The following is a 20,354-nucleotide window of genomic DNA, read 5'->3' on the forward strand; positions in this document are numbered from 1 at the left end:
CGGCAATCGACTGCGGCGCGCGCGCATGAGCCAATCCAGCAAACGCCTGATGAGCCGTCAATTTGCCGAGGACGCGGCAGAAGAGATGATCACAAGCCGGTCTTTCTGGGCCGATGCGCGCGGGCGGTTTTTGCGCAACCGGATGGCCGTGGTGTCGATCTTCATGCTGCTGGGGCTTGTGCTTTTTGCGCTGTTCGGCCACGCCTTTGCCGCCTGGAGCTACGAGGAGATCGACTGGGCCGTGCTTGGCAAGGTCAAGACCGAGGGGGGGCCAAGCTGGGAGAACGGGCATTATTTCGGAGTGGATGACCTCGGCCGCGATCTGTTTGCTCGGGTGGTGCAGGGCAGCCAGACTTCGCTCATGGTCGGCTTTGTCGCGGGGCCGCTTTCGGTCATGCTGGGGGCCACGATCGGCGCGCTTGCGGGCTATTACGGCGGCAAGTTCGACCAGATGGTGATGGGGCTCTATACGATCTGGATCTCGATCCCGTACATCATCTTCTTCGTGGTCTGGCAGGCGTTCTTTGGCCGCTCGCTGACACAGATGATCCTCGTCATCATCATCGTAAACTGGACTGCGGGGCTGTTGATCGTGCGCGGACAGGTGATGCTTCTGAAGAACCGCGAATTCGTGGACGCCGCGCGCATGTTGGGGATGAGCGATGCGGCGATCCTCTTCAAACACCTGCTGCCCAATATCCTCTGGGTCATCGTGATCTACACCTCGCTGACGATTCCCGAGGTCATCATGGCCGAAAGCCTGGTTTCCTTTCTTGGGGTGGGCATTCAGGAACCGAATACCTCCTGGGGCGCGCTGATTTCCGAAGGGGCGCGGACGATGACCTTCGGCACGCTTTGGCAACTGGCTTTTCCTGCGGCGTTTTTCGTGATTGCGCAGGTGTCGCTCTACTACATCGGCGACGGGCTGCGCGACGCGCTCGACCCGAAGGACCGTTGAGAATGACGGGCGCCGATCCGATCCTGTCCGTCAAGAACCTTTCGATCCGGTTTCGCACCGGCGACGGGATGGTTTATGCGGTCAATGACGTGAGCTTTGACATGCACGCGGGACAGAGGCTGGCCATCGTCGGGGAAAGCGGGTCGGGCAAGAGCCAGATCGCCCTGTCAATCCTCGGGCTGCTGGCGCGGAACGCGGAGGTCGAAGGGGCGGCGCTCTGGAAGGGGCGCGATCTGTTGGCGATGCCCGCTGCCGAGATCAACAAGATCCGTGCCCGCGAGATCGCGATGATTTTCCAGGATCCGATGAGCGCCCTCAATCCCTACATGACAATCGAGCGCCAGCTTTCGGAGGTGGTCGAACTGCATGAGGGGATGAGCCGGTCACAGGGACGGGCGCGGGCGCTGGAGGTGATGGACGCGGTGAAGATCCCCGACGCACGTGCCCGGTTGCGCGCCTATCCGCACGAGTTTTCCGGCGGGATGCGACAGCGGATCGTCATTGCCATGGCCTTGATGTGCCGGCCGGCACTGATCCTCGCCGATGAGCCGACCACGGCGCTTGACGTGACGGTTCAAGCCCAGATCATGGAGTTGCTCGCCGAGGTACAACAGGCGATGGGCACGGCGATCGTGCTCATCACCCATGATCTTGGTGTTGTCGCAGGCTTCTGTGAGGACACGCTTGTGCTTTATGGTGGCCGGGTGATGGAAACCGCGCCGACGCGTGCCCTCTTCAGGGCACCGGGGCACCCTTATACCCGCGGGCTGCTGCGCGCCGTCCCGAATATCAACGATCCGTCTGCAACCCTTGCCGCGATCCCCGGCAGTCCGCCAAACCAGACGCATCCGCCGCGCGCCTGTCCTTTTGCGCCGCGCTGTGAGGACGCAGTCACCGCCTGTTTCGAGACACTGCCCATGCTTGAACCGCATGCGGGCACCGCGTCCCGTCGCGCCTGCTTGCGCCCGGTGGAGGCGTTGACGTGAGCGGGCCGGTGTTGCAGGCCAACGACCTCCACGTGCGGTTCGTTGCGCGCCAGACGAAGCGCTGGCCATGGTCCAAACCCGGACAGGTGAAGGCGGTCAATGGCGTGAGCCTGACACTCGATCCGGGTCGGACGCTGGGCGTTGTGGGTGAATCCGGCTGTGGCAAGTCAACCCTGATCCGCGCCATTGCGGGGCTGACGCCGCTTGATCGCGGGCAGGTCCTGCTCGATGGGGAACCGGTGGATTACGCCAACCGGGCCAGTCTGCAACGCCTGCGCGCGCGGGTTCAGATGGTCTTTCAGGACCCGGTTTCCTCGCTCAATCCGCGCATGACCATCCGCGATATCGTCTCCGAACCGTTGGTCTATTTCCGCCCAAAGCTTGACGGTACCGCGCGGCGCCGTGTGGCGATGGATATGCTGGAGCGGGTGGGTATTTCTGCCAATCTGGCAAACCGGTTTCCGCATGAGTTTTCCGGTGGGCAATGCCAACGCATCGGGATCGCCCGGGCGCTGGTGGCGCAGCCTCGCGTGCTTTTGTGCGATGAGCCGGTTTCTGCGCTTGATGTGTCCATTCAGGCTCAGGTCATCAATCTTCTCAAGGAGTTGCAGCGTGAGATGGGCGTTGCGCTTGTGTTTGTCGCACATGACCTTGGCGTTGTGCGCCACATCTCGGACACCGTGCTTGTCATGTATATGGGTGGCATGATGGAGCGCGCGCCGGCGGGAGACCTTGTTGCGGATCCACGTCACCCTTACAGCAAGGCATTGTTGTCGGCGGTGCCTGTTCCGGACCCGGATGCCAGGCTGTCGCCGCAGGTTCTGAAAGGGGATCTGCCAAGCCCGCTTGACTTGCCGCAAGGCTGCCTTTTTGAAGCGCGCTGCCCAGTGGCGCTGCCCGCCTGTAGGGCGGCACGCCCACCGCTGATCGACAGCGGGGATCGGGCCGTCGCCTGCATTCGGGCTGAACCGGAGCCTGTCTGAACCCGCGTTCCTCGCGTGGGGGCAGTGCTGACGCACGGATACGCGACTCCGGGACAGTCACTGCATGGTCGACCCTACTGACCCCGTCAACCGCGCCAAGGACGCGTTTATCGCCACGGGCGCCAACCGGGCGGGGCTGATCCCTGACAGCATCGTGGTGACAGTCACCGCGGGGGTGTGTCGGGTCTTTGACTTTGACCTGGTCAACCATAGGTGGCCGGTCAACAACCCGTTCGTCCAGCGTGATCATGCGTGCGCCGCGTTGGGGCATTACCCGAAGATGCCTTATCGTGACCTTGGGGCGGGCCTGACTGTGTGAGCGCGAGCTAACCTGTCAGCCCCGTCCAAGGGCTGGTCAGGCCGCCTGATCGTGTATTTGCAGGGGTAAAAACCGAAAAATCGGGTTGTTCAGGAGAGCACGGCGCGCGGGCCACTCTTGCCAGTCGGGCTCAAAACGGCTTGGGAAGCCTGCTTTTCTTGCCGTCATGCACGATCCAGACCGTCACATTGCCGCTGTCCGGTACGGTGCCGGAAAAGCCTTGCTTCTCCGCCTTCGTCTTGCGGGCCATGTTCACGTCGGATCGCGTGCTGCGCTCGCTCAGCAGGACCGCGTGCTTTGGATCCAAGGCGGCATAGACGGCAAAGATCGGATCCTTGGGCTTTTTGCTGTTCTGACACCACCCGTCCAGCCGCACCGTGCCATCCGACATGGGCTCGTATTCGACAAAACCCTCCACCGGTGTCGCCGCGAGCGGCACCTCCGGGAGCGCGGCCAGAAGCGTGGCATCGGCCTGTTCTCGGACCGGGTCGCGTGCCTTGGAGATCAGGTCCGCACCATGGATCGGGAAGGTGAGCGATGCCTTGTGCTTTTCGATCGTGGCCAAGGAAAACGCACGGCGCACACCGTATTTCGTCGATTGCGCGGTGCCGGCGTGGTATTCCGCGACCGTTGTTTCATGCGGCAGAACATGCGGGGGCGCCTGCGACAGAAGCGACAGCACAAGCCCGTAATCCTCGAAGAGCGACAGGGCAGGGCTGTCTGCAATGGCGGTGACAGCGGCCTCGCGCGCGACGAGGATCGCGTTGAACGGCACGGTGTTGTGCTTCAGCAGCGACAGGGTGGACACCGGACCTTGCCGATAGGGCGCGCGCGACACCCGCTTGCCCGCATTGGTGACCAGATCGACATTGGCAATGACAAGATGCGCGCCGCTTTCTTCCCCGGCCTGCCACAGCGTCGACAGGCCCAAGGGTTTCAGACAGTCGTCACAATCCAGAAAATAGAGCCACGGCGCCGTTGCGCGCTCGATTCCACTGCGCAACAGGACAAACCGACTGTCATGTGCATACGGCACATCGTGATGCATGAATGACAGCGTCGGCGGGCAGAGCTCTTCTTCCACGAGATCCGGCAGCGAGAGCTTTTTGCCGAAATTGGACGTTTCAAGCAGGATCCGAACGGGGTGATCAAAAATCTGCTCGGCCACGGAGCGCACGGCGCGTCGAAGCTCCGGCAGTTGCCGCTCCTCATGCGCCCGCATGATGATGTCGATCTGTGGATCAAGCCGCAATGAGTTGGCGTCCTTCCGCTTTGCCGAAGCTGACGTAATGATAGAACGGGTTGATCTCGCTCTTGGCCACGTCGAGATTGACGATCAGATAATCACGCGTCGAGAAGTTTCGGTTCGGGTCGAGCAACAGGCGTCGCGCGGTTTCGATGTAATGCATCAACGGGCCGCCGCGATGCCCAAGCGCCTCAGGCGCCTGTTGCAGGTAATAGGCCCCGTCGAACAAACCGGAAGCGAGGATCGCACGCCCGGCCTCGATCCGCTCGGCGGTTCCGGGCGCGTTGCGTTCGTGCATGGGAAGCGCGTCGATATAGGCCTCGAAAAGCGCCGGAACGCGCTTGTCGACCTCGTGCGGCGGCTCGACCCGCACATCGGCGGCTTCCGGCTTCCAAGCCCGCGCTTGCGCGATGGCTGCGGTGATCTCGTCGAACGCCGGGCCGGTCATGGCAAAGGGGACATCCTCGATGTTCTTGCGCCCCTCAACGGATTTGAGGTGCTCCGGCGCGAAATCGGGATGGTGATGGGCAAAGAACGCCTCGGCATTGGCGCGATACTTGTCCTTGATAACGGTCGCGGCCTCGGTGTCGAAGAAGTAGGCCGGCTCCGTTTCCATGGTGTCGCTCAGGGCAATGATGCGCGCGTTCAACTGGGCCGCGGGCTCCCGTTCAAGCGGGATCGCATTGGCGGTGCGGATCATGCGCAGGCCGGGCTTCGAGATTGACCGGTTGGCAAAGCGCCCCGACGGGCGGTCATAACTGTCCGCCTCGATTTCGCCAAGGCCGGTCGCGTTGAAGAACTCCTGGACCACGTCCTTGTCTAGCGCGCGCAGCGTGTCGTAGCTGCGGAACACCAGATTGGCGTAGGGCATGCCGCCCTGGAAAGCGTTGCCGACCAGATCGAAATCCAGAAGGCCTTCGGCTTCCTGCTCGCGTTTGAATTCCGCCGGGGTCTGCGTGAGCCGCAGGCCGGGCGAGGCGATGCTCTCGCCATACATGGATTCGAGCCAGTCAAAGGGCGCCCGCAGCAGCGACAAGACGGTCACGTCCGAGAATCGCTCTTCGTTGAGCCACGCCGCAAGCCGCCCGGTGACGTTGCCCCGTTCCCAAAACCGCGAGGACAGGATGTTTTCCGCCGAAAGGATCACCGTTTGCGGCACCACGGTGAGCTGATCCAGCTCCTCGTCCAGCGCATTGAGCAGCAGCGTCTGATCGTTGATCAGCTCTGCGATCAGCGTCGCATGCCCCGATGTGCGCATGCCCCGAGCGCCACGGCCATTTTCGAGCCCGGTGATCGGGTAATAGACCCCATGATCATGCAACAGCCGGAAGCGGTTGATCTCGAGGTATTTCTGGAGAACCGACGAGCCCGTCTTGGTCGCGCCGGCATGCAGGATCAGCTTGGGCTTGGGGCGGTTCGCGCGCGGCGATGTGATGGGCAGCGGCGACAGCGGAATGTTCGAAGCGAACTGTCCAAACGCCTCCGGCGTCAGCTCGAACCCGTCCGGGCGGCGCTGCAGGCGGTAGGTCATGCCCAATCGCTCCACGGAGGGCGGTGCCATCTGCGACGACCGGATCAGGTCGAAAGCCTCGTCTTTCTGCCCGGTGGACAGGAAATGCGCCAGCACATCGAGCATCCCGCTGTCCCGGTGGCGCAGGGGGATGTTCTCCATGATGCGGTCAGCAAAAAGATCCCGCGCTCGCCAGCCGCGCGCCCCGAAGGCAGCCACGTAATCATCCGCGGCCTGCGTGTTCCGCACGTCCTCGCGCATGAGGAAGGGAGCCCAATAGCTCAGCGTGACGTGCATGTAATAAACGAGATTCGCGCGCCGGAGCGCCTCGGCCTTTTCGCCCTCGCCAAGCGAGTCCATCAGCTCGCCGACGATCTCAAGATGGGTGTTGAACAGCGCCAGTTGGTCGAGGTTGAGCGTCCTCATGGTGCTGTCTGGGCGCACCCGATACCGCACCACGCGCGTTTGCACCACGTTGACGCTTTTTGCCCTAAGCAGGCATTCGAGGAAAAACGGCCGGTCTTCACGTTGGCGCAGCCGGTGCGAAAACAGCAGCTTTTCCTCATCGAGGAAGTCATGCCGATACATCATCTGCCAGCAGGACGTGTTGTTGAGAAGCTTTGGCGTGTCATGGAGCGACACACCGTTGAGCCGCTCGCCGGTCAGCGCATTGTTGGCCGGCACCACGTGGGCTTGGTTTTCCGTGGTCCGGTTGTATTGGAAATGCACAAGATCGGCATTGTTTGCCAAGGCGCTGTCGAGAATCTCACGCAGGCTCGTATCCCCTTCGAGCATGTCGTCGGCGTCGAGGAACAGGATATATTTTCCCTTCGCCCGCGACATGCCGAAGTTCCGCACGCGTGCCTGGCCGATGTTCTGCTCTAGGCGGAAGTCGCGGACATGCGGATGCATTGAGCGAAGTTCGCCCATGACCCGCGCCGTCGCGTCCGTGGAGCGGTCGTCCACAATGATATGTTCTACAGAGACATCCTTCTGACGCGCGACCGAGGCGACGCAGTCCGGAAGGTATGCCATGCAGTTATAGGCCGGCGTAATGACGGAAATCTCAATGGCGGCCATCGGGGCTCAACTCCGCTCTTGTCTGGGACGGTTGGCTCAGGCGGACTGGTCGAAAGCCCGCGCGCGTTCGTGATACTCGGGCAAAGCCTCGAAGGGCGCGGCCTCAAGCAACGGGACAAGCGGGATGTTCTTGGCCGCCTTACGGAAGATCTCGTCCGGCAAGGTCTCGTCCTTTACGCCTGACTGGCACACGTCGTAATGCGGGATCGGACCGGTCAGACCGACGGAGGCGAAATAGTCGTTGAACTTGATTCCGTCGCCGTGGATCTGCTTGGCCGAGTTCTCCGCCTGTGCCAGCGCTGCGGGCAAACCATATGCCTGCGCGATGATCACCCCGTGCAGCGAGGTGGATATGATCCGCTCGCATTGCAGGATTTCGTCCATGAACTGCTCGATCTGGTCATAGCCCAGCCGCCGGATGTCGATGCGGCGGATTTCGTCGCCAACCTCCATCTCGGCCTCTTCATGGGTGTAGTGCAGGATCAGGCCTGTCTTGTGCGTCTTGGGCAGGTCGGGCTTGTAAATGATCGGGAGGAACCACGCCGCATCGCCGTAGACTTCGGGGCATGTGCCGCCGTTGCGGAGCACAAGGTCCCGGGTGATCGGTCCACGCACCGCGCGGTAGTCGGCAAGCGGATCGAGCACATCGTCCTTGTGCGGCGACCCCGAGCCCCAGACCGGCGTTCCGGCCTTCGCGAACTTGATGATCGAGCCAATGGCACACACGCCCTTGCCGTTCTTGGCATAGCGGGGCGGGATACCCGTGAGCTTCTCGACGATATACGGGTTGATGATGTCCCCGAGATTGCCGGGATAGGGCTCTTCCCACCAGAACAGCGGTGTGCGCTTCTTGGGGTCGATCCCCATTTCCTCGGCCCGGCGATCCAGCGAGTAGCGGAAGATGCGCGACTTCGAGAAGTTCGTCATCCGTTCGTGGCCAGTCGCTTCGATCTTTTTGTAGAGTTCGTCCGAAAGCGGCCAGTCATGGGCCTCAAGCGCTTTGAGCAGCTGGAACCGCAATGTGAATGGTGCAAGTTCCGGGTTGGCCAGCCCGCGGTCGATCAGGCGCTGGAATTTCTCTTCGTCGCCTGACTTTTCGAGCATTGTCAACAATTTGACGTGGGTCTCGAAATCGTCGGGTACGGCGCGCATGATGCTTTCGAGCAAAGTCACCACCTCGGCGCGTTTGCCCCGCTTCGCAGCGAGGGCAACGGCTTGGGTGATCACGCGTTTGATGCTCTCGCCTTCGAGCATGCGCGGGGTGTGCTGGAGCACTTTACCCTTGTATTCGTTCACATTGCCGCTGTCGCCGTGCCGGAACAATGCATCAGGTTTTTCCCCTTCGTTGGGGCGGGCGATATCGTCCGGAGACAGGACCAGAAGCCGCATCTGCGCTTCCGATGTCCGGAACGCCTCTTCAAGGATGTAGTCGTCCGTGAAGCTGCCTTCGTGGGTCTGATCGACCTTCATGCAGTCATCGAGAAACTGGATCGTGCGCGGCGTGTAACGGAACAACAGGTAGCCGGGGTGGAAGCTGCGCGCCAACGAACCGGGGTTGTACTGGGGCAGGTACTTGAAGTTGCGCATGAACAAGGCCACGTCAAAATGGCCTTGGTGCAGGGTTCCGATGTCGTTGGCCAACACGCTGTCGACGTCGAGCCACATGATCGCGCATTGGTGCTTGTGCAGCATTGCCCGGTAATGGCGCACCTTGCGGCGGCAGATGTCGGCCCAATCTTCGTTCGGCTCAAGCGTGATTTCAGAGATGTCATGGTTAAGGCCAAACTGGTCGCACTGCGCGCGCAGTTCGTTGGCCTTTTCTTCGTAATATCCGCCGGGTGTGTAGAAACTCACAACCACCAGTCGACCGAAGGGGTCGTCTGCATAACGGTCCTTGGGTTTCGGATCGCTGGATTGTTGGGGCGCGCGGCTTGAAAACAACGTCTTGAGCATGATCGGTCAGACTTCCGAAGTACAATTCCTGTCACGGTGCGGCAGATGCCAATATAACACCAACCCTGCAAATTCTTCACACCAGTTATTCATCGCATATCGCGGCACGACGCCATAGGTCAGGGATACCCTCATTTACAGCGCCTGGTCGCGATTTGTTGGGGCGCTAACATCAACATGACTTTCGCGAAGAACGATCGCCGATAGCACCCCTGTCGTCGTGTGCGGTTACTATGAGAACCCCGTTTGGAACACAAGGGCATGACACGGTCAGAAGCGCCGCAGGGGGGCTTCGGATTGTGACAGAGTCCGGCTGATGCCGCATTTTGATGCAGTCGGTTGGCGCCAGGACGATGGGCCTTTGCGCTGTCATCCGCTGCCAGAGCTTCCCGTAACGGCAGCCTGGCGATGCGTGCGGACGGAATTCGCGCGCGATTCCGCAAGGGTCGCACAGAAGTGGAACGACCGCGCACTCAGACTCCCGGCGAGGCGCAATCTCTCGATTTGTTACGAGCAAGCGGGGTCAATTTTTCTTTCAAGATAATGCTTTTGCAGCGTTTCCAGAAGCGCGGGCCTGTCCACTGGATCGCCCATTGCTTCGGCCGGGCTCGCGGTGGGCACGCCGTGTTCAAGCGCCCCGTGCCCGTCGTGGCATTCGACACGGCCGGTGTCATGTTCGGGCGCGATAGAGTGACCGACGTGGCAGGGGGAAGAAACGTACAGGCGGGAAGTTGCCGATGCGCATGCTGCACGGCAGGTCTGCGCAAAACGCAAGCAACGATCGCCGTCTCGCGGGCTATTTTGCCTGTATCGATATTTTACCAATTGATAAAATTTTTGACCGTGGCACAGTGAGTCTCAATCAGGAACCGTCTGACAGGGAGAGACCATGACCAGCCCATTGACGCCCGGGATCGTTTCGGGCCGGCTCGCCGGTGAGGCGTTGAGCCGGAATTTCGAGGACCTGCACGCACCTTTGGACGCGCACGAAGCCGCAGTGGCCGCGGATCGATGCTATTTCTGCCACGATGCGCCGTGCGTCACAGCTTGCCCGACGGAGATCGACATCCCGCTCTTCATCCGACAGATCGCGACCGGCCAGCCACAGGCCTCGGCGCGCACGATCCTCGAACAGAATATCCTCGGGGGCATGTGCGCGCGGGTCTGTCCGACGGAAACGCTTTGCGAAGAAGCCTGCGTGCGCGAAGCCGCCGAGGGAAAACCGGTCGAGATCGGCCGTCTGCAACGCTTTGCCACCGACAGCGTCATGGCGGCGGGCGTGCATCCGTTTGACCGTGCGCCCTCCACCGGCAAGCGCGTGGCGGTTGTCGGCGCCGGGCCGGCGGGGCTGGCTTGTGCGCACAGGCTCGCGATGCTCGGCACGGATGTTGTGATTTACGAGGCCCGAAGCAAACCGGGCGGGCTCAATGAATTCGGCATCGCTGCGTACAAGACAACGGAGGATTTTGCGCAGCGCGAGGTGGACTGGCTGATGCAGATTGGAGGGATCGAGATCCGCCATGACAGTGCTCTGGGCGACGCGGTGACGCTGGACGCTCTGATCGCTGACTATGATGCGGTGTTCCTTGGGCTCGGTCTCGGCGGGGTGAACGCTCTGGGCATCGACGGGGCGGACAAGGACGGCATCACCGACGCCGTGGACTTCATCGCGACCCTGCGCCAGGCGCCGGACCTCGCGGCCTTGCCGGTCGGGCGTGACGTGGTGGTGATCGGCGGCGGCATGACCGCCATCGATGCGGCGGTGCAATCCAAGCTGCTCGGGGCCGAAACCGTGACGGTCGCCTATCGCCGGCCGCAGGACCAGATGCCGGCCAGCCGGTACGAACAGGATCTCGCCGCCTCAAAAGGCGTGCGCATCCTTGCCAATGTCATGCCGAAGGCCATTCACGGCAATGGCGCGGTGCGCGAAATCGAGCTGGAATACACCGCTGTGTCCGAAGATGGCCGCGTCAGCGGAACCGGCGAAACAGTCCGGCTCAAGGCGGACCAGGTGCTGCGGGCGATCGGTCAGACACTCACCGTTGATGGCGGCTTGTCGGTCGAGGGCGGAAAGATCGCCACGACGGGCGCCGGCCGCACTTCGCATGACAAGGTCTGGGCCGGAGGCGATTGCACGGCTGGCGAAGACCTCACCGTTGTCGCGGTCGCGGAAGGGCGCGATGCCGCCGAAGACATCCACGCAACGCTGACCGGAGCCCGAGCGTGACCCTGCGCGGCACGGTTCTGGCGTTGACGAAAACTCTCTCGGGCTTCGGCCCGCTCAGACCGGAAGGGAGGCTTGCATGGCCGATCTGAAAACCAATTTCGTGGGCATCGAGAGCCCGAACCCGTTCTGGCTTGCCTCCGCGCCGCCAACGGACAAGGAATACAACGTGCGTCGGGCCTTCGAGGCCGGGTGGGGCGGTGTCGTCTGGAAGACGCTTGGCGCCGAAGGTCCACCGGTGGTCAATGTCAACGGACCGCGCTACGGCGTGGTCTACGGGGCGGATCGCCGTGTGCTGGGGATCAACAATATCGAGCTCATCACCGATCGGCCTCTGGAAACCAACCTTGAGGAGATGGCGCGCGTGAAGGCCGATTACCCGGACCGCGCCCTGATCGCGTCGATCATGGTGCCGTGTGAGGAGGCGGCGTGGAAGGCGATCCTGCCCCGTGTGGCCGAAACCAACGCCGACGGGATCGAGCTCAATTTCGGGTGTCCGCATGGCATGTCCGAACGCGGGATGGGATCTGCCGTGGGACAGGTGCCGGAATATATCGAAATGGTCACGCGCTGGTGCAAACAGTATTACGACCGGCCCGTGATCGTGAAGCTGACACCCAACATCACCGATATCCGCTACCCGGCCCGCGCCGCGCATAACGGGGGGGCGGATGCGGTGTCGTTGATCAACACGGTCAGTTCGATCACCTCTGTCAATCTCGACAATTTCAGCCCGGAGCCGTCGATCGACGGCAAGGGGAGCCATGGCGGTTACTGCGGCCCGGCCGTCAAGCCAATCGCCATGAACATGGTGGCCGAAATCGCGCGCGATCCGGAATGCGCGGGCCTGCCCATTTCCGGCATCGGCGGGATCACCACCTGGCGAGATGCTGCGGAATTCATGGCATTGGGCGCGGGGAATGTGCAGGTCTGCACCGCTGCGATGACCTACGGGTTCAAGATCGTCGAGGAGATGAAGCGCGGCCTGTCGCAATGGATGGACGAGAAGGGCTACGGGTCAACGGCTGAATTTGTCGGGCGCGCGGTGCCCAATGTCACCGACTGGCAGTATCTCAATCTCAACTACGTCACCAAGGCGCGCATCGATCAGGACTCCTGCATCAAGTGCGGTCGCTGCTATGCGGCCTGCGAGGACACGTCGCACCAGGCAATCTCGATGTCTGCCGACCGGGTGTTCGAGGTAATCGATGCGGAATGCGTGGCGTGCAATCTCTGCGTCGACGTGTGCCCGGTGGAGGCGTGCATCACCATGGAACGGCTGGAGGCGGGCGCGGTGGACCCACGCACCGGCAAAACCGTTTCGGATGACTACTATAACTGGACCATGCACCCCAACAATCCATCGAGCCAGGCGGCGGAGTAAAGGGAAGGGGCGCTGCCCCTCTTGGCCCGCAGGGCCAATTCACCCCGGGATATTTGCGGCCCAAAGAAACCGATCAGGCGGTCCAGCATGCTGGACCGTTTGGCGTTTTGGGTGGGTTTCTTGACGGGTGTGGGGACGATCAGGGCGTAAGCAGGCGGCGAAACAACGTCTCGAGATGGGCCTCGGCCCCGGGGAAGGGGTCTTCGTCGCCCAGTACGGTTCGGACCTGCACGTCGAAATCGGCGTAGTGCTGTGTCAGCGCCCAGACCGAAAAGATCAGGTGCACGGGGTCCACCGGCGCGATCTTGCCGTCCGCGATCCATTGGTCGATGACCCGCGCCATGCGGTCCACGAGGGGTTTGAGCCCGTCGCGCAGATGGGCGTGCATATGCGGCGCGCCCTGGATGATCTCGTTTGCAAACAGGCGGCTTTCGCGCGGGAAGTCGCGGGCCATGGCGAGCTTGCGCTGCACATAGCCGAGCAGCTCGTCGAGCGGGTTGCCATCGGGATCAATGGCGGTCAGCGGGTCGAGCCATGTGCTCAGAAGATCGCGGAGCAACGCGTCGTGGATCGCCTCCTTGGAGGGGTAATAGTAAAGGAGGTTGGGTTTTGACAGGCCAGCCGCGGCAGCGATTCTGTCCAGAGTCGCGCCGCGAAACCCAGCCTCCGAAAACACGTCGAGACCGGCCTCCAGAATGGCCTCACGCTTCGCTTTCTGGATGCGGGTCCGGGGCGGTTTGGGCGCCAGGGATTGCGGCTGTGCTGTGTTTTCTTCCATAAACCGGTCGGATCTGCTTATTTTTCGGACTTTTGCACAATTGCGCCGCGCTATTCTTGACTGGCGGCAAGCCCGTGGTAGCCTTCATTTGACCGATTGGTCAAATCGGAAAACGACGCCGGGCTGTACCGTCCCTCGGGCCATGGTGACAGCACCGAGACGCAGTGGGAAGGGATGCACATGACGCAGCCAGCGGCAAATCTCAGGATCGATGCGGACCGGCTCTGGTCGAGCCTGATGGAGATGGCGCAGATCGGACCGGGAGTGGCAGGTGGCAACAACCGCCAGACCGTGACCGATGCGGATGGCGAGGGCCGGGCGTTGTTTCAGCGCTGGTGCGAGGCGGCGGGCTGCACCATGGGGCTGGACCAGATGGGCAACATGTTCGCGCGGCGTGAAGGCACCGATCCGGACGCGCTGCCGGTCTATGTGGGCAGCCATCTCGACACGCAGCCGACGGGCGGGAAATACGATGGCGTGCTCGGCGTGCTCGGCGGGCTGGAACTGATCCGCACGATCAACGATCTCGGCATCAAGACGAAGCACCCGATAGTCGTGACCAACTGGACCAACGAGGAAGGCACGCGCTTTGCCCCAGCGATGCTCTCGTCTGGCGTTTTTGCGGGCGTTCACACGCAGGACTGGGCCTATGCGCGGGTCGATGCGGAAGGCAAATCCTTTGGCGATGAGTTGCAGCGGATCGGCTGGCGCGGCGACGAAGAGGTGGGCGCGCGCAAGATGCACGCGTTTTTCGAACTGCATATCGAGCAGGGGCCGATCCTCGAAGCCGAAGGCGTCGATATCGGGGTCGTCACCCACGGGCAGGGGCTGAGCTGGACCCAGGTGACGGTGCTTGGCAAGGACAGCCATACCGGCTCGACGCCGATGCCGATGCGCAAGAATGCGGGTCTTGCCATGGCGCGCATCCTTGAAAAGGTCGAGGAGATCGCGCTGAGCCATGCGCCCGACGCCGTAGGCGCGGCGGGCCATATCGACGTCTATCCGAACTCGCGCAACGTGATCCCTGGCAAGGCGGTGTTCACCGTGGATTTCCGGTCGCCGACGCTATCCGTTATCGAGGACATGGAGGCGCGCTTGCGCAAGGAGGCGCAGGCCATCGTGGACGCGATGGGGCTTGAGGTGTCCTTTGAAAAAGTTGGCGGGTTCGACCCCGTGGCGTTTGACGAGGGGTGTGTCGAGGCCGTGCGTTCTGCCGCAGAGCGGCTTGGCTACAGCCATCGTAACATCATTTCGGGTGCCGGGCACGATGCGTGCTGGATCAACCGCGTGGCGCCGACGGCCATGATCATGTGCCCCTGCGTTGATGGTCTGAGCCACAACGAAGCGGAAGAAATCACAAAGGATTGGGCGAAGGCGGGCGCCGATGTGTTGCTTCATGCCGTTGTCGAGACGGCGGAGATCGTGGAGTGAGCCGCGCCGCCAAGATCGGGATCGCCTCTGCCTTGGCGATCCTGGCCGTGATCCTGCTGGGCTATGCCGCATATGACTTGCGGATGAAGAACCAGGCCTTGCAGCAACAGATCGACCGTCTGCAGCAGGACCTCTCCAGCGCACAGATCGAAAACCAGGTGTTCTACCAGTCCTTGCTCGGGGTTGCATTCGAGGAACAGATTCAGGCGCTCGCAGCGGCCGAGACGGTCGAGGACCGAGAGCAGATCGCAATCCGGATCGAGATTGCGTTGAAGGGACAGCGGGCGTTTTTTCCGGATGGATACTATATCCTCAGTGATATCAAGAGCCTGGTCCCCATTCTTGATGCAGATGAGCGACAGGCGAGGGCGCAGGCTTTTCTTGAGAATACGGTCTCGCTTGCGCAATTCGTGCTGGACGATCTGGTCGAGGAGACGATCGTCATCGATACCAAGACGGTCTCCGCGCTGACCGGCTTGATCACGGCCATAGGCGGCTTCGGTTCTGGTCTGGGATCGTTTTTGCTCTTTATGATGAGCGGCGGACGGCGCGAGATCGAAGAGCAGATGATGGAGCTTGATCTGGAGATGAAGCGCATCGAACTGGCCAAGGCAAAACATGCGGCGCGCGACGTGCTGGTCGGGGCATCCAAATGAGTAAAGCACCGCAAGCCCCTGACAGGGAAGTCAGATTTTCGATGCGTTTTCCGCGTTGGGTCTGCGTGCTCGGCGGTGCGGTGATCGTCGGCGGGGCTACCGCCATCGCGCAGCGCGGCACGTTCGACAGCGCCGGTGCGGCGGCGGGATACCTGCTGGGTCCGGTCCTGATCGGCGCGGGCATCGGATGGGTCTTGTCCAAGCTCCAAGGGGTCGACCCGAAATACGCCAAGAACAAATCAGACAAGGGAGACACGCCATGAGCACTGTCATCAAGAACGGCACCATCGTCACCCATGACCGCACCTACAAGGCCGATGTGCTGGTCGAGGGTGAGAAGATCGTGGAGATTGGCGAAAACCTCAGCGGTGACAAGGAACTGGATGCCACGGGCTGCTATGTCATGCCCGGCGGGATCGACCCGCACACGCATCTCGAAATGCCGTTCATGGGCACTTATTCGACCGACGATTTCGACAGCGGCACGCGCGCCGCGTTGTCTGGCGGGACCACGATGGTTGTGGATTTTGCACTGCCCTCGCCGGGTCAGGGCCTGCTCGATGCGCTGCAGATGTGGGACAACAAATCAACGCGCGCGCATTGCGACTACAGCTTTCACATGGCGGTGACGTGGTGGGGCGAGCAGGTCTTCGACGAGATGAAAACCGTCGTGGAAGACCGCGGCATCAACACGTTCAAGCATTTCATGGCCTACAAGGGCGCGCTCATGGTCAATGACGATGAGATGTATGCGTCGTTCAATCGGCTGGGGGAGCTTGGCGCGATTGCCATGGTGCATGCGGAAAACGGCGACGTGGTGGCCGAGCTTCAGGCCAAGCTGATGGCGGAAGGCAATACCGGGCCGGAAGCGCATGCCTATTCGCGCCCCACGCAGGTCGAGGGCGAGGCCGCCAACCGTGCCATCATGATCGCGGATATGGCCGGTGTGCCGCTATATATCGTGCACGTGTCCTGTGAGGAGGCGCATGAGGCGATCCGGCGCGCGCGCCAGAACGGCAAGCGGGTCTGGGGCGAGCCGCTGATCCAGCATCTGACGCTGGATGAGAGCGAATACATGAACAAGGATTGGGACCACGCGGCGCGGCGCGTGATGTCACCGCCGTTCCGCAACAAGAAGCATCAGGACAGCCTCTGGGCCGGGTTGCAGGCAGGTTCGCTTTCGGTGGTGGCAACGGATCATTGCGCATTTACCACCGAACAGAAACGCTATGGCGTGGGCGATTTCACCAAGATCCCCAACGGCACCGGGGGGCTGGAAGACCGTATGCCGATGCTGTGGACAAACGGTGTGGCGACGGGGCGTCTGACGCCCGAAGAATTTGTGGCCGTCACCTCAACAAACATCGCCAAGGTTCTGAATTGTTATCCGAAAAAGGGCGCGATCCTGCCGGGATCGGACGCGGATATTGTCGTCTGGGATCCGGAGAAATCCAAGACGATTACCGCCGACAAACAGGTATCGGCCATTGACTACAACGTGTTCGAGGGCAAGACCGTCAAAGGGCTGCCGCGCTACACGCTCACGCGCGGGCATGTGGCGGTGATGGATGGCGAGATGCAGAGCCGCGAAGGCCATGGCCAGTTCGTCAAGCGCGCTGGCAACACCTCGACCAACAAGGCGCTGACGCAGTGGAAAGAGCTCACCGCTCCACGACCGGTGGAACGCACGGGCATCCCGGCGAGCGGTGTCTGAGGTCGCGGGCCGCGCCCGAAACCGTGTTGAACAGCGATGAAACAGGGTTGTATGGCGCGTGCGCCATACGATCGAACGGGAAAGAAAACGTGACAAGCGCTGCCTTAAGCCAAGCTTCGACTCCGGACACCGCCGCACCAACGGGACGGGCGGTGATTTCCGCATCCAATCTTGATCTGACCTTTCATACCAATGACGGGCCGGTGCATGCGCTGCGAGATGTCTCGCTCGATATTCGCGAGGGGGATTTTGTCTCCTTCATCGGGCCGTCGGGCTGCGGCAAGACCACGTTCCTGCGGTGCATCGCTGCGTTGGAGACACCCACAGGCGGCACGCTGAGCGTCAATGGCATGAGCGCGGAAGAGGCCCGCAAGGCGCGCGCCTACGGCTATGTCTTCCAGGCCGCCGGGCTGTATCCCTGGCGCTCCATTGGCGGCAATATCCGTTTGCCACTTGAGATCATGGGCTTCTCGAAGGCCGAGCAGAATGAGCGCGTCGCCCGGGTGCTGGAACTTGTCGAGCTTTCAGGCTTCGAAAACAAATTTCCCTGGCAGCTCTCGGGAGGCATGCAGCAGCGCGCCTCCATTGCCCGCGCGCTCAGCTTTGATGCGGATATCCTGTTGATGGATGAACCGTTTGGCGCGCTTGACGAGATCGTGCGCGACCGGCTCAACGAGGAGCTGCTCAGGCTCTGGGCCCGAACGGAGAAGACCATTGGCTTTGTGACCCATTCGATCCCCGAGGCCGTTTACCTCAGCACACGGATCGTAGTGATGAGCCCGCGTCCGGGCCGGATCACGGATGTGATCGAAAGCCCGCTGCCACGCGAGCGGCCGCTCGATATTCGCGATACGCCCGAGTTTATTGAGATCGCACACCGTGTCCGCGAGGGTCTGCGCGCGGGGTATGAAGAATGAGAGCGCTGATCTCCATGGTCTTGACCGGTCTGATCGGGTTTCACGGTTTGATTTTCGCGTTTGCCCTGGCGCAGTGGTCTGCGCATGGATGTGGCGCGGCCGGTTTCAATGCGGCCTGTGCGGATGCCAGCATGATGATGCAGTGGCACGCGTTTCTGGCGCTTGGCTTTGCCATGCTAGGCGCGTTCTGGCTCTGGAGGCGCAGCGCATGAGCGAGGTGGCCAGGTCCCGACGCTGCGCAAGCCGGGCATGTTTGACAGCAAGGCGTGAACCGTCATGAGCGTGGCAAGCACGCAGATTTCCGCTGGCCGAGCGTCGGTATTCGCGCGCATTCCGCCCGTTCTGGTCATGGTGCTTGGTCTCCTGGCGCTGTGGTACGTGGCGGCTGTGCCGATGAATGTGCAAGAGACGCTGACACGCGCCGAACGGGCGGGGGTTGAGGTCAACCCGCCCTCGGCCGTGGAGCGGCGCGACATGAGCAATTGGGCGCTGGTGGCGCGCAATCCCGGCGCTCTGGGCGAAAGCTGGGCCCTGGACCGCCCGCGTCTGCCGGCACCGCACCAGGTCGTGGTCGAGCTCTACGAATCGACCATCGACGAGGAGCTGAACGGGCGCCGGGGCATCGTGCGTTCCGGCACATTGTCGAACCGGTCGTTGATCTATCACGGGCTGGTGACGTTGCAGGCCACGGCACTCGGCTTTGTCATCGGCGCGGCGCTCGGAGTCGCGCTTGCCATCGGGATCGTGCACAGCCGGGTCATGGATCGCGCCGTGATGCCTTGGGCCATCGTGAGCCAGACGATACCAATCGTTGCGCTCGCGCCGATGATCATTGTCGTGCTCTACAGCGTGGGCGTTCAGGGGATTTTACCCAAGGCGATCATCTCGGCCTACCTGTCCTTCTTCCCGGTGGTCGTGGGCATGGTGAAGGGCCTTCGAAGCCCGGATGCGATGCAGATGGATCTGATGCACACCTACAATGCGCCTGAGGCAACCGTTCTGTCCAAGCTGCGGCTGCCTGCGTCGGTGCCGTATCTCTTTGCCTCAATGAAGATTGCCATAGCGGCGAGCCTTGTCGGTGCGATTGTCGGAGAGCTTCCGGTGCAGCAGGGCGGTCTTGGCGCGCGGATGCTGGCAGGCAGCTATTATGGACAGACGGCGCAGATCTGGGCGGCCTTGCTGATGGCGGCGGCTCTGGCGGCGCTTCTGGTCTGGGCGATGGGCTGGTTGGAACGCAGGGTCTTGCGGCGCATGGGGATGGCCACATGAGAGAAGGGCTGAGTCGGGCAAGCTGGATGATGCGAGGCGGGGGCGCTTGCGGGCCCGCAGAGCGGCGGGAGGCTAAGTGATGATCCAGGTGATCGGAGCGTTGGCGGTCTGGGGGCTCGGCACCTTCATCAATATCGCGCTGGCGACCCGAGACGGGCGCGCGGTGCGAATCGCGATCCCGCTGATCTTCGGTTTGACGGTGTTGCTGGTATGGGAGCTTCTTGTCCGGGGGCTGGGTGTGCCGCAGGTTATCCTTCCGCCCCCGAGCCATATCGCCCAGACCTTTGCGGCCAATACCGAGACACTCTGGCGCGATTTCAGCCAGACCATCCTCAAGGGCGCGCTTTCGGGGTATGTGATCGGCTGCGGCGCGGCATTCCTGACCGCGCTTTTGGTCGATCGATACAACTACCTGCGCCGAGGGCTTTTGCCGCTGGGCAATTTCATGGCCGCACTGCCCATCGTTGGCACGGCGCCGATCCTCGTGATGTGGTTCGGTTTTGGCTGGCAATCAAAGGCGGCAGTGGTTGTGCTCATGGTCTATTTCCCGATGCTGGTGAACACCGTTGCGGGGCTTCAGGATACATCCGCCATGCAGCGCGACTTGATGCGCACCTATGCATCGAGCTGGGGGCAGACCTTGCGCAAGCTGCGTTTGCCCGCGGCCTTGCCGTTTATCTTCAACGGGCTCAAGATCTCGACGACGCTGGCGCTTGTGGGGGCAATTGTTGCGGAGTTTTTCGGCTCCCCGACGGTTGGACTCGGGTTTCGGATCTCGACGTCGATCGGGCAGCTTGATCTGGGCATGGTATGGTCGGCTATTGTGGTCTCGGCGCTGGCGGGAACCGCGACCTACGGATTGGTGGCGTGGCTGGAGCAGAAGACAACCTTCTGGCACGCGTCGCAACGCAAGACGGGCCGATAGAGCCCGGGGATAGAAACGAAG

Annotated in this window: 18 protein-coding genes; 14 read left to right on the forward strand and 4 right to left on the reverse strand. The window is 62.0% G+C overall.

Going from position 1 to position 20,354, the window contains the following annotated elements; all coding sequences use genetic code 11:
- Positions 1-25: 25 nt before the first annotated feature.
- From J1C49_RS15610 to J1C49_RS15625, 4 genes are all read left to right on the forward strand, one after another.
- On the forward strand, positions 26-958 hold the full coding sequence (locus J1C49_RS15610) for an ABC transporter permease (protein ID WP_227446770.1): 933 nt from the start codon (positions 26-28) through the stop codon (positions 956-958).
- Between the two features lie 2 nt (positions 959-960).
- Entirely contained in the window at positions 961-1,944 is a 984-nt protein-coding gene (locus J1C49_RS15615) for an ABC transporter ATP-binding protein (protein ID WP_227446771.1), read from the forward strand.
- Positions 1,941-2,927, forward strand: coding sequence for an oligopeptide/dipeptide ABC transporter ATP-binding protein (locus tag J1C49_RS15620; protein WP_227446772.1), 987 nt, complete (start codon positions 1,941-1,943; stop codon positions 2,925-2,927). The genes J1C49_RS15615 and J1C49_RS15620 overlap by 4 nt, the downstream gene beginning before the upstream one ends.
- A gap of 64 nt (positions 2,928-2,991) precedes the next feature.
- Positions 2,992-3,246: a hypothetical protein gene (locus tag J1C49_RS15625; protein ID WP_227446773.1), complete on the forward strand. Its 255-nt coding sequence runs from the start codon at positions 2,992-2,994 to the stop codon at positions 3,244-3,246.
- A gap of 130 nt (positions 3,247-3,376) precedes the next feature.
- On the opposite strand, the gene J1C49_RS15630 is transcribed toward J1C49_RS15625, so the two are convergent.
- From J1C49_RS15630 to J1C49_RS15640, 3 genes are read right to left on the reverse strand one after another with little or no spacing between them, the layout of a single operon-like run.
- Complete coding sequence (locus J1C49_RS15630) at positions 3,377-4,498, reverse strand: hypothetical protein (protein WP_227446774.1); 1,122 nt, start codon at positions 4,496-4,498, stop codon at positions 3,377-3,379.
- Entirely contained in the window at positions 4,488-7,082 is a 2,595-nt protein-coding gene (locus J1C49_RS15635) for a glycosyltransferase family 2 protein (protein ID WP_227446775.1), read from the reverse strand. The genes J1C49_RS15630 and J1C49_RS15635 overlap by 11 nt, the downstream gene beginning before the upstream one ends.
- A gap of 36 nt (positions 7,083-7,118) precedes the next feature.
- Positions 7,119-9,035 carry a polysaccharide pyruvyl transferase family protein gene (locus J1C49_RS15640; protein ID WP_227446776.1) on the reverse strand — a complete coding sequence of 639 codons (1,917 nt, stop codon included), beginning with the start codon at positions 9,033-9,035 and terminating at the stop codon, positions 7,119-7,121.
- Between the two features lie 889 nt (positions 9,036-9,924).
- Here J1C49_RS15640 and J1C49_RS15645 point away from each other — a divergent pair.
- Positions 9,925-11,262 (forward strand): NAD(P)-dependent oxidoreductase, encoded by a 1,338-nt coding sequence (locus J1C49_RS15645; protein ID WP_227446777.1) that lies wholly within the window; start codon positions 9,925-9,927, stop codon positions 11,260-11,262.
- Positions 11,263-11,338: 76 nt separating this feature from the next.
- Complete coding sequence (gene preA, locus J1C49_RS15650) at positions 11,339-12,643, forward strand: NAD-dependent dihydropyrimidine dehydrogenase subunit PreA (RefSeq protein WP_227446778.1); 1,305 nt, start codon at positions 11,339-11,341, stop codon at positions 12,641-12,643.
- 139 nt (positions 12,644-12,782) lie between these two features.
- Here preA and J1C49_RS15655 read toward each other — a convergent pair whose 3' ends face one another.
- Positions 12,783-13,421, reverse strand: coding sequence for a TetR family transcriptional regulator C-terminal domain-containing protein (locus J1C49_RS15655; protein WP_227446779.1), 639 nt, complete (start codon positions 13,419-13,421; stop codon positions 12,783-12,785).
- Positions 13,422-13,601: 180 nt separating this feature from the next.
- Here J1C49_RS15655 and J1C49_RS15660 point away from each other — a divergent pair, with 180 nt between their 5' ends.
- The 8 genes from J1C49_RS15660 to J1C49_RS15695 all read left to right on the forward strand — a co-directional run bounded on the left by J1C49_RS15660 (position 13,602) and on the right by J1C49_RS15695 (position 20,333).
- Entirely contained in the window at positions 13,602-14,852 is a 1,251-nt protein-coding gene (locus tag J1C49_RS15660; protein WP_227446780.1) for a Zn-dependent hydrolase, read from the forward strand.
- On the forward strand, positions 14,849-15,508 hold the full coding sequence (locus J1C49_RS15665; RefSeq protein WP_227446781.1) for a hypothetical protein: 660 nt from the start codon (positions 14,849-14,851) through the stop codon (positions 15,506-15,508). The genes J1C49_RS15660 and J1C49_RS15665 overlap by 4 nt, the downstream gene beginning before the upstream one ends.
- 41 nt (positions 15,509-15,549) lie before the next feature.
- Positions 15,550-15,771, forward strand: a complete 222-nt coding sequence (locus tag J1C49_RS15670) for a hypothetical protein (RefSeq protein WP_227446782.1) — start codon at positions 15,550-15,552, stop codon at positions 15,769-15,771.
- Complete coding sequence (gene hydA / locus J1C49_RS15675; RefSeq protein ID WP_227446783.1) at positions 15,768-17,222, forward strand: dihydropyrimidinase; 1,455 nt, start codon at positions 15,768-15,770, stop codon at positions 17,220-17,222. Before J1C49_RS15670 ends, hydA begins: the two co-directional genes overlap by 4 nt.
- Before the next feature lie 152 nt (positions 17,223-17,374).
- On the forward strand, positions 17,375-18,139 hold the full coding sequence (locus J1C49_RS15680) for an ABC transporter ATP-binding protein (RefSeq protein ID WP_227446784.1): 765 nt from the start codon (positions 17,375-17,377) through the stop codon (positions 18,137-18,139).
- The gene (locus tag J1C49_RS15685) at positions 18,136-18,351 is read left to right on the forward strand and encodes a hypothetical protein (RefSeq protein ID WP_227446785.1); all 216 of its coding nucleotides are present in this window, start codon (positions 18,136-18,138) and stop codon (positions 18,349-18,351) included. Before J1C49_RS15680 ends, J1C49_RS15685 begins: the two co-directional genes overlap by 4 nt.
- A 136-nt stretch (positions 18,352-18,487) precedes the next feature.
- Positions 18,488-19,408: an ABC transporter permease gene (locus tag J1C49_RS15690; RefSeq protein ID WP_227446791.1), complete on the forward strand. Its 921-nt coding sequence runs from the start codon at positions 18,488-18,490 to the stop codon at positions 19,406-19,408.
- Positions 19,409-19,487: 79 nt separating this feature from the next.
- Positions 19,488-20,333, forward strand: a complete 846-nt coding sequence (locus J1C49_RS15695; RefSeq protein ID WP_227446786.1) for an ABC transporter permease — start codon at positions 19,488-19,490, stop codon at positions 20,331-20,333.
- The last annotated feature ends 21 nt before the right edge of the window (positions 20,334-20,354 follow it).

The organism is Cognatishimia sp. F0-27 (assembly GCF_020667845.1).
Classification (GTDB): Bacteria; Pseudomonadota; Alphaproteobacteria; order Rhodobacterales; family Rhodobacteraceae; genus JAFMPQ01.

Bases quoted from the DNA above. Each gene is read 5' to 3' on its own strand.
- J1C49_RS15610 (WP_227446770.1), top strand. From the start codon at position 26: ATGAGCCAATCCAGCAAACGCCTGATGAGCCGTCAATTTGCCGAGGAC.
- J1C49_RS15615 (WP_227446771.1), top strand. From the start codon at position 961: ATGACGGGCGCCGATCCGATCCTGTCCGTCAAGAACCTTTCGATCCGG.
- J1C49_RS15625 (WP_227446773.1), top strand. From the start codon at position 2,992: ATGGTCGACCCTACTGACCCCGTCAACCGCGCCAAGGACGCGTTTATC.
- J1C49_RS15635 (WP_227446775.1), bottom strand. From the start codon at position 7,082: ATGGCCGCCATTGAGATTTCCGTCATTACGCCGGCCTATAACTGCATG.
- J1C49_RS15640 (WP_227446776.1), bottom strand. From the start codon at position 9,035: ATGCTCAAGACGTTGTTTTCAAGCCGCGCGCCCCAACAATCCAGCGAT.
- J1C49_RS15645 (WP_227446777.1), top strand. From the start codon at position 9,925: ATGACCAGCCCATTGACGCCCGGGATCGTTTCGGGCCGGCTCGCCGGT.
- preA (WP_227446778.1), top strand. From the start codon at position 11,339: ATGGCCGATCTGAAAACCAATTTCGTGGGCATCGAGAGCCCGAACCCG.
- J1C49_RS15655 (WP_227446779.1), bottom strand. From the start codon at position 13,421: ATGGAAGAAAACACAGCACAGCCGCAATCCCTGGCGCCCAAACCGCCC.
- J1C49_RS15660 (WP_227446780.1), top strand. From the start codon at position 13,602: ATGACGCAGCCAGCGGCAAATCTCAGGATCGATGCGGACCGGCTCTGG.
- J1C49_RS15670 (WP_227446782.1), top strand. From the start codon at position 15,550: ATGCGTTTTCCGCGTTGGGTCTGCGTGCTCGGCGGTGCGGTGATCGTC.
- hydA (WP_227446783.1), top strand. From the start codon at position 15,768: ATGAGCACTGTCATCAAGAACGGCACCATCGTCACCCATGACCGCACC.
- J1C49_RS15685 (WP_227446785.1), top strand. From the start codon at position 18,136: ATGAGAGCGCTGATCTCCATGGTCTTGACCGGTCTGATCGGGTTTCAC.
- J1C49_RS15690 (WP_227446791.1), top strand. From the start codon at position 18,488: ATGGTGCTTGGTCTCCTGGCGCTGTGGTACGTGGCGGCTGTGCCGATG.
- J1C49_RS15695 (WP_227446786.1), top strand. From the start codon at position 19,488: ATGATCCAGGTGATCGGAGCGTTGGCGGTCTGGGGGCTCGGCACCTTC.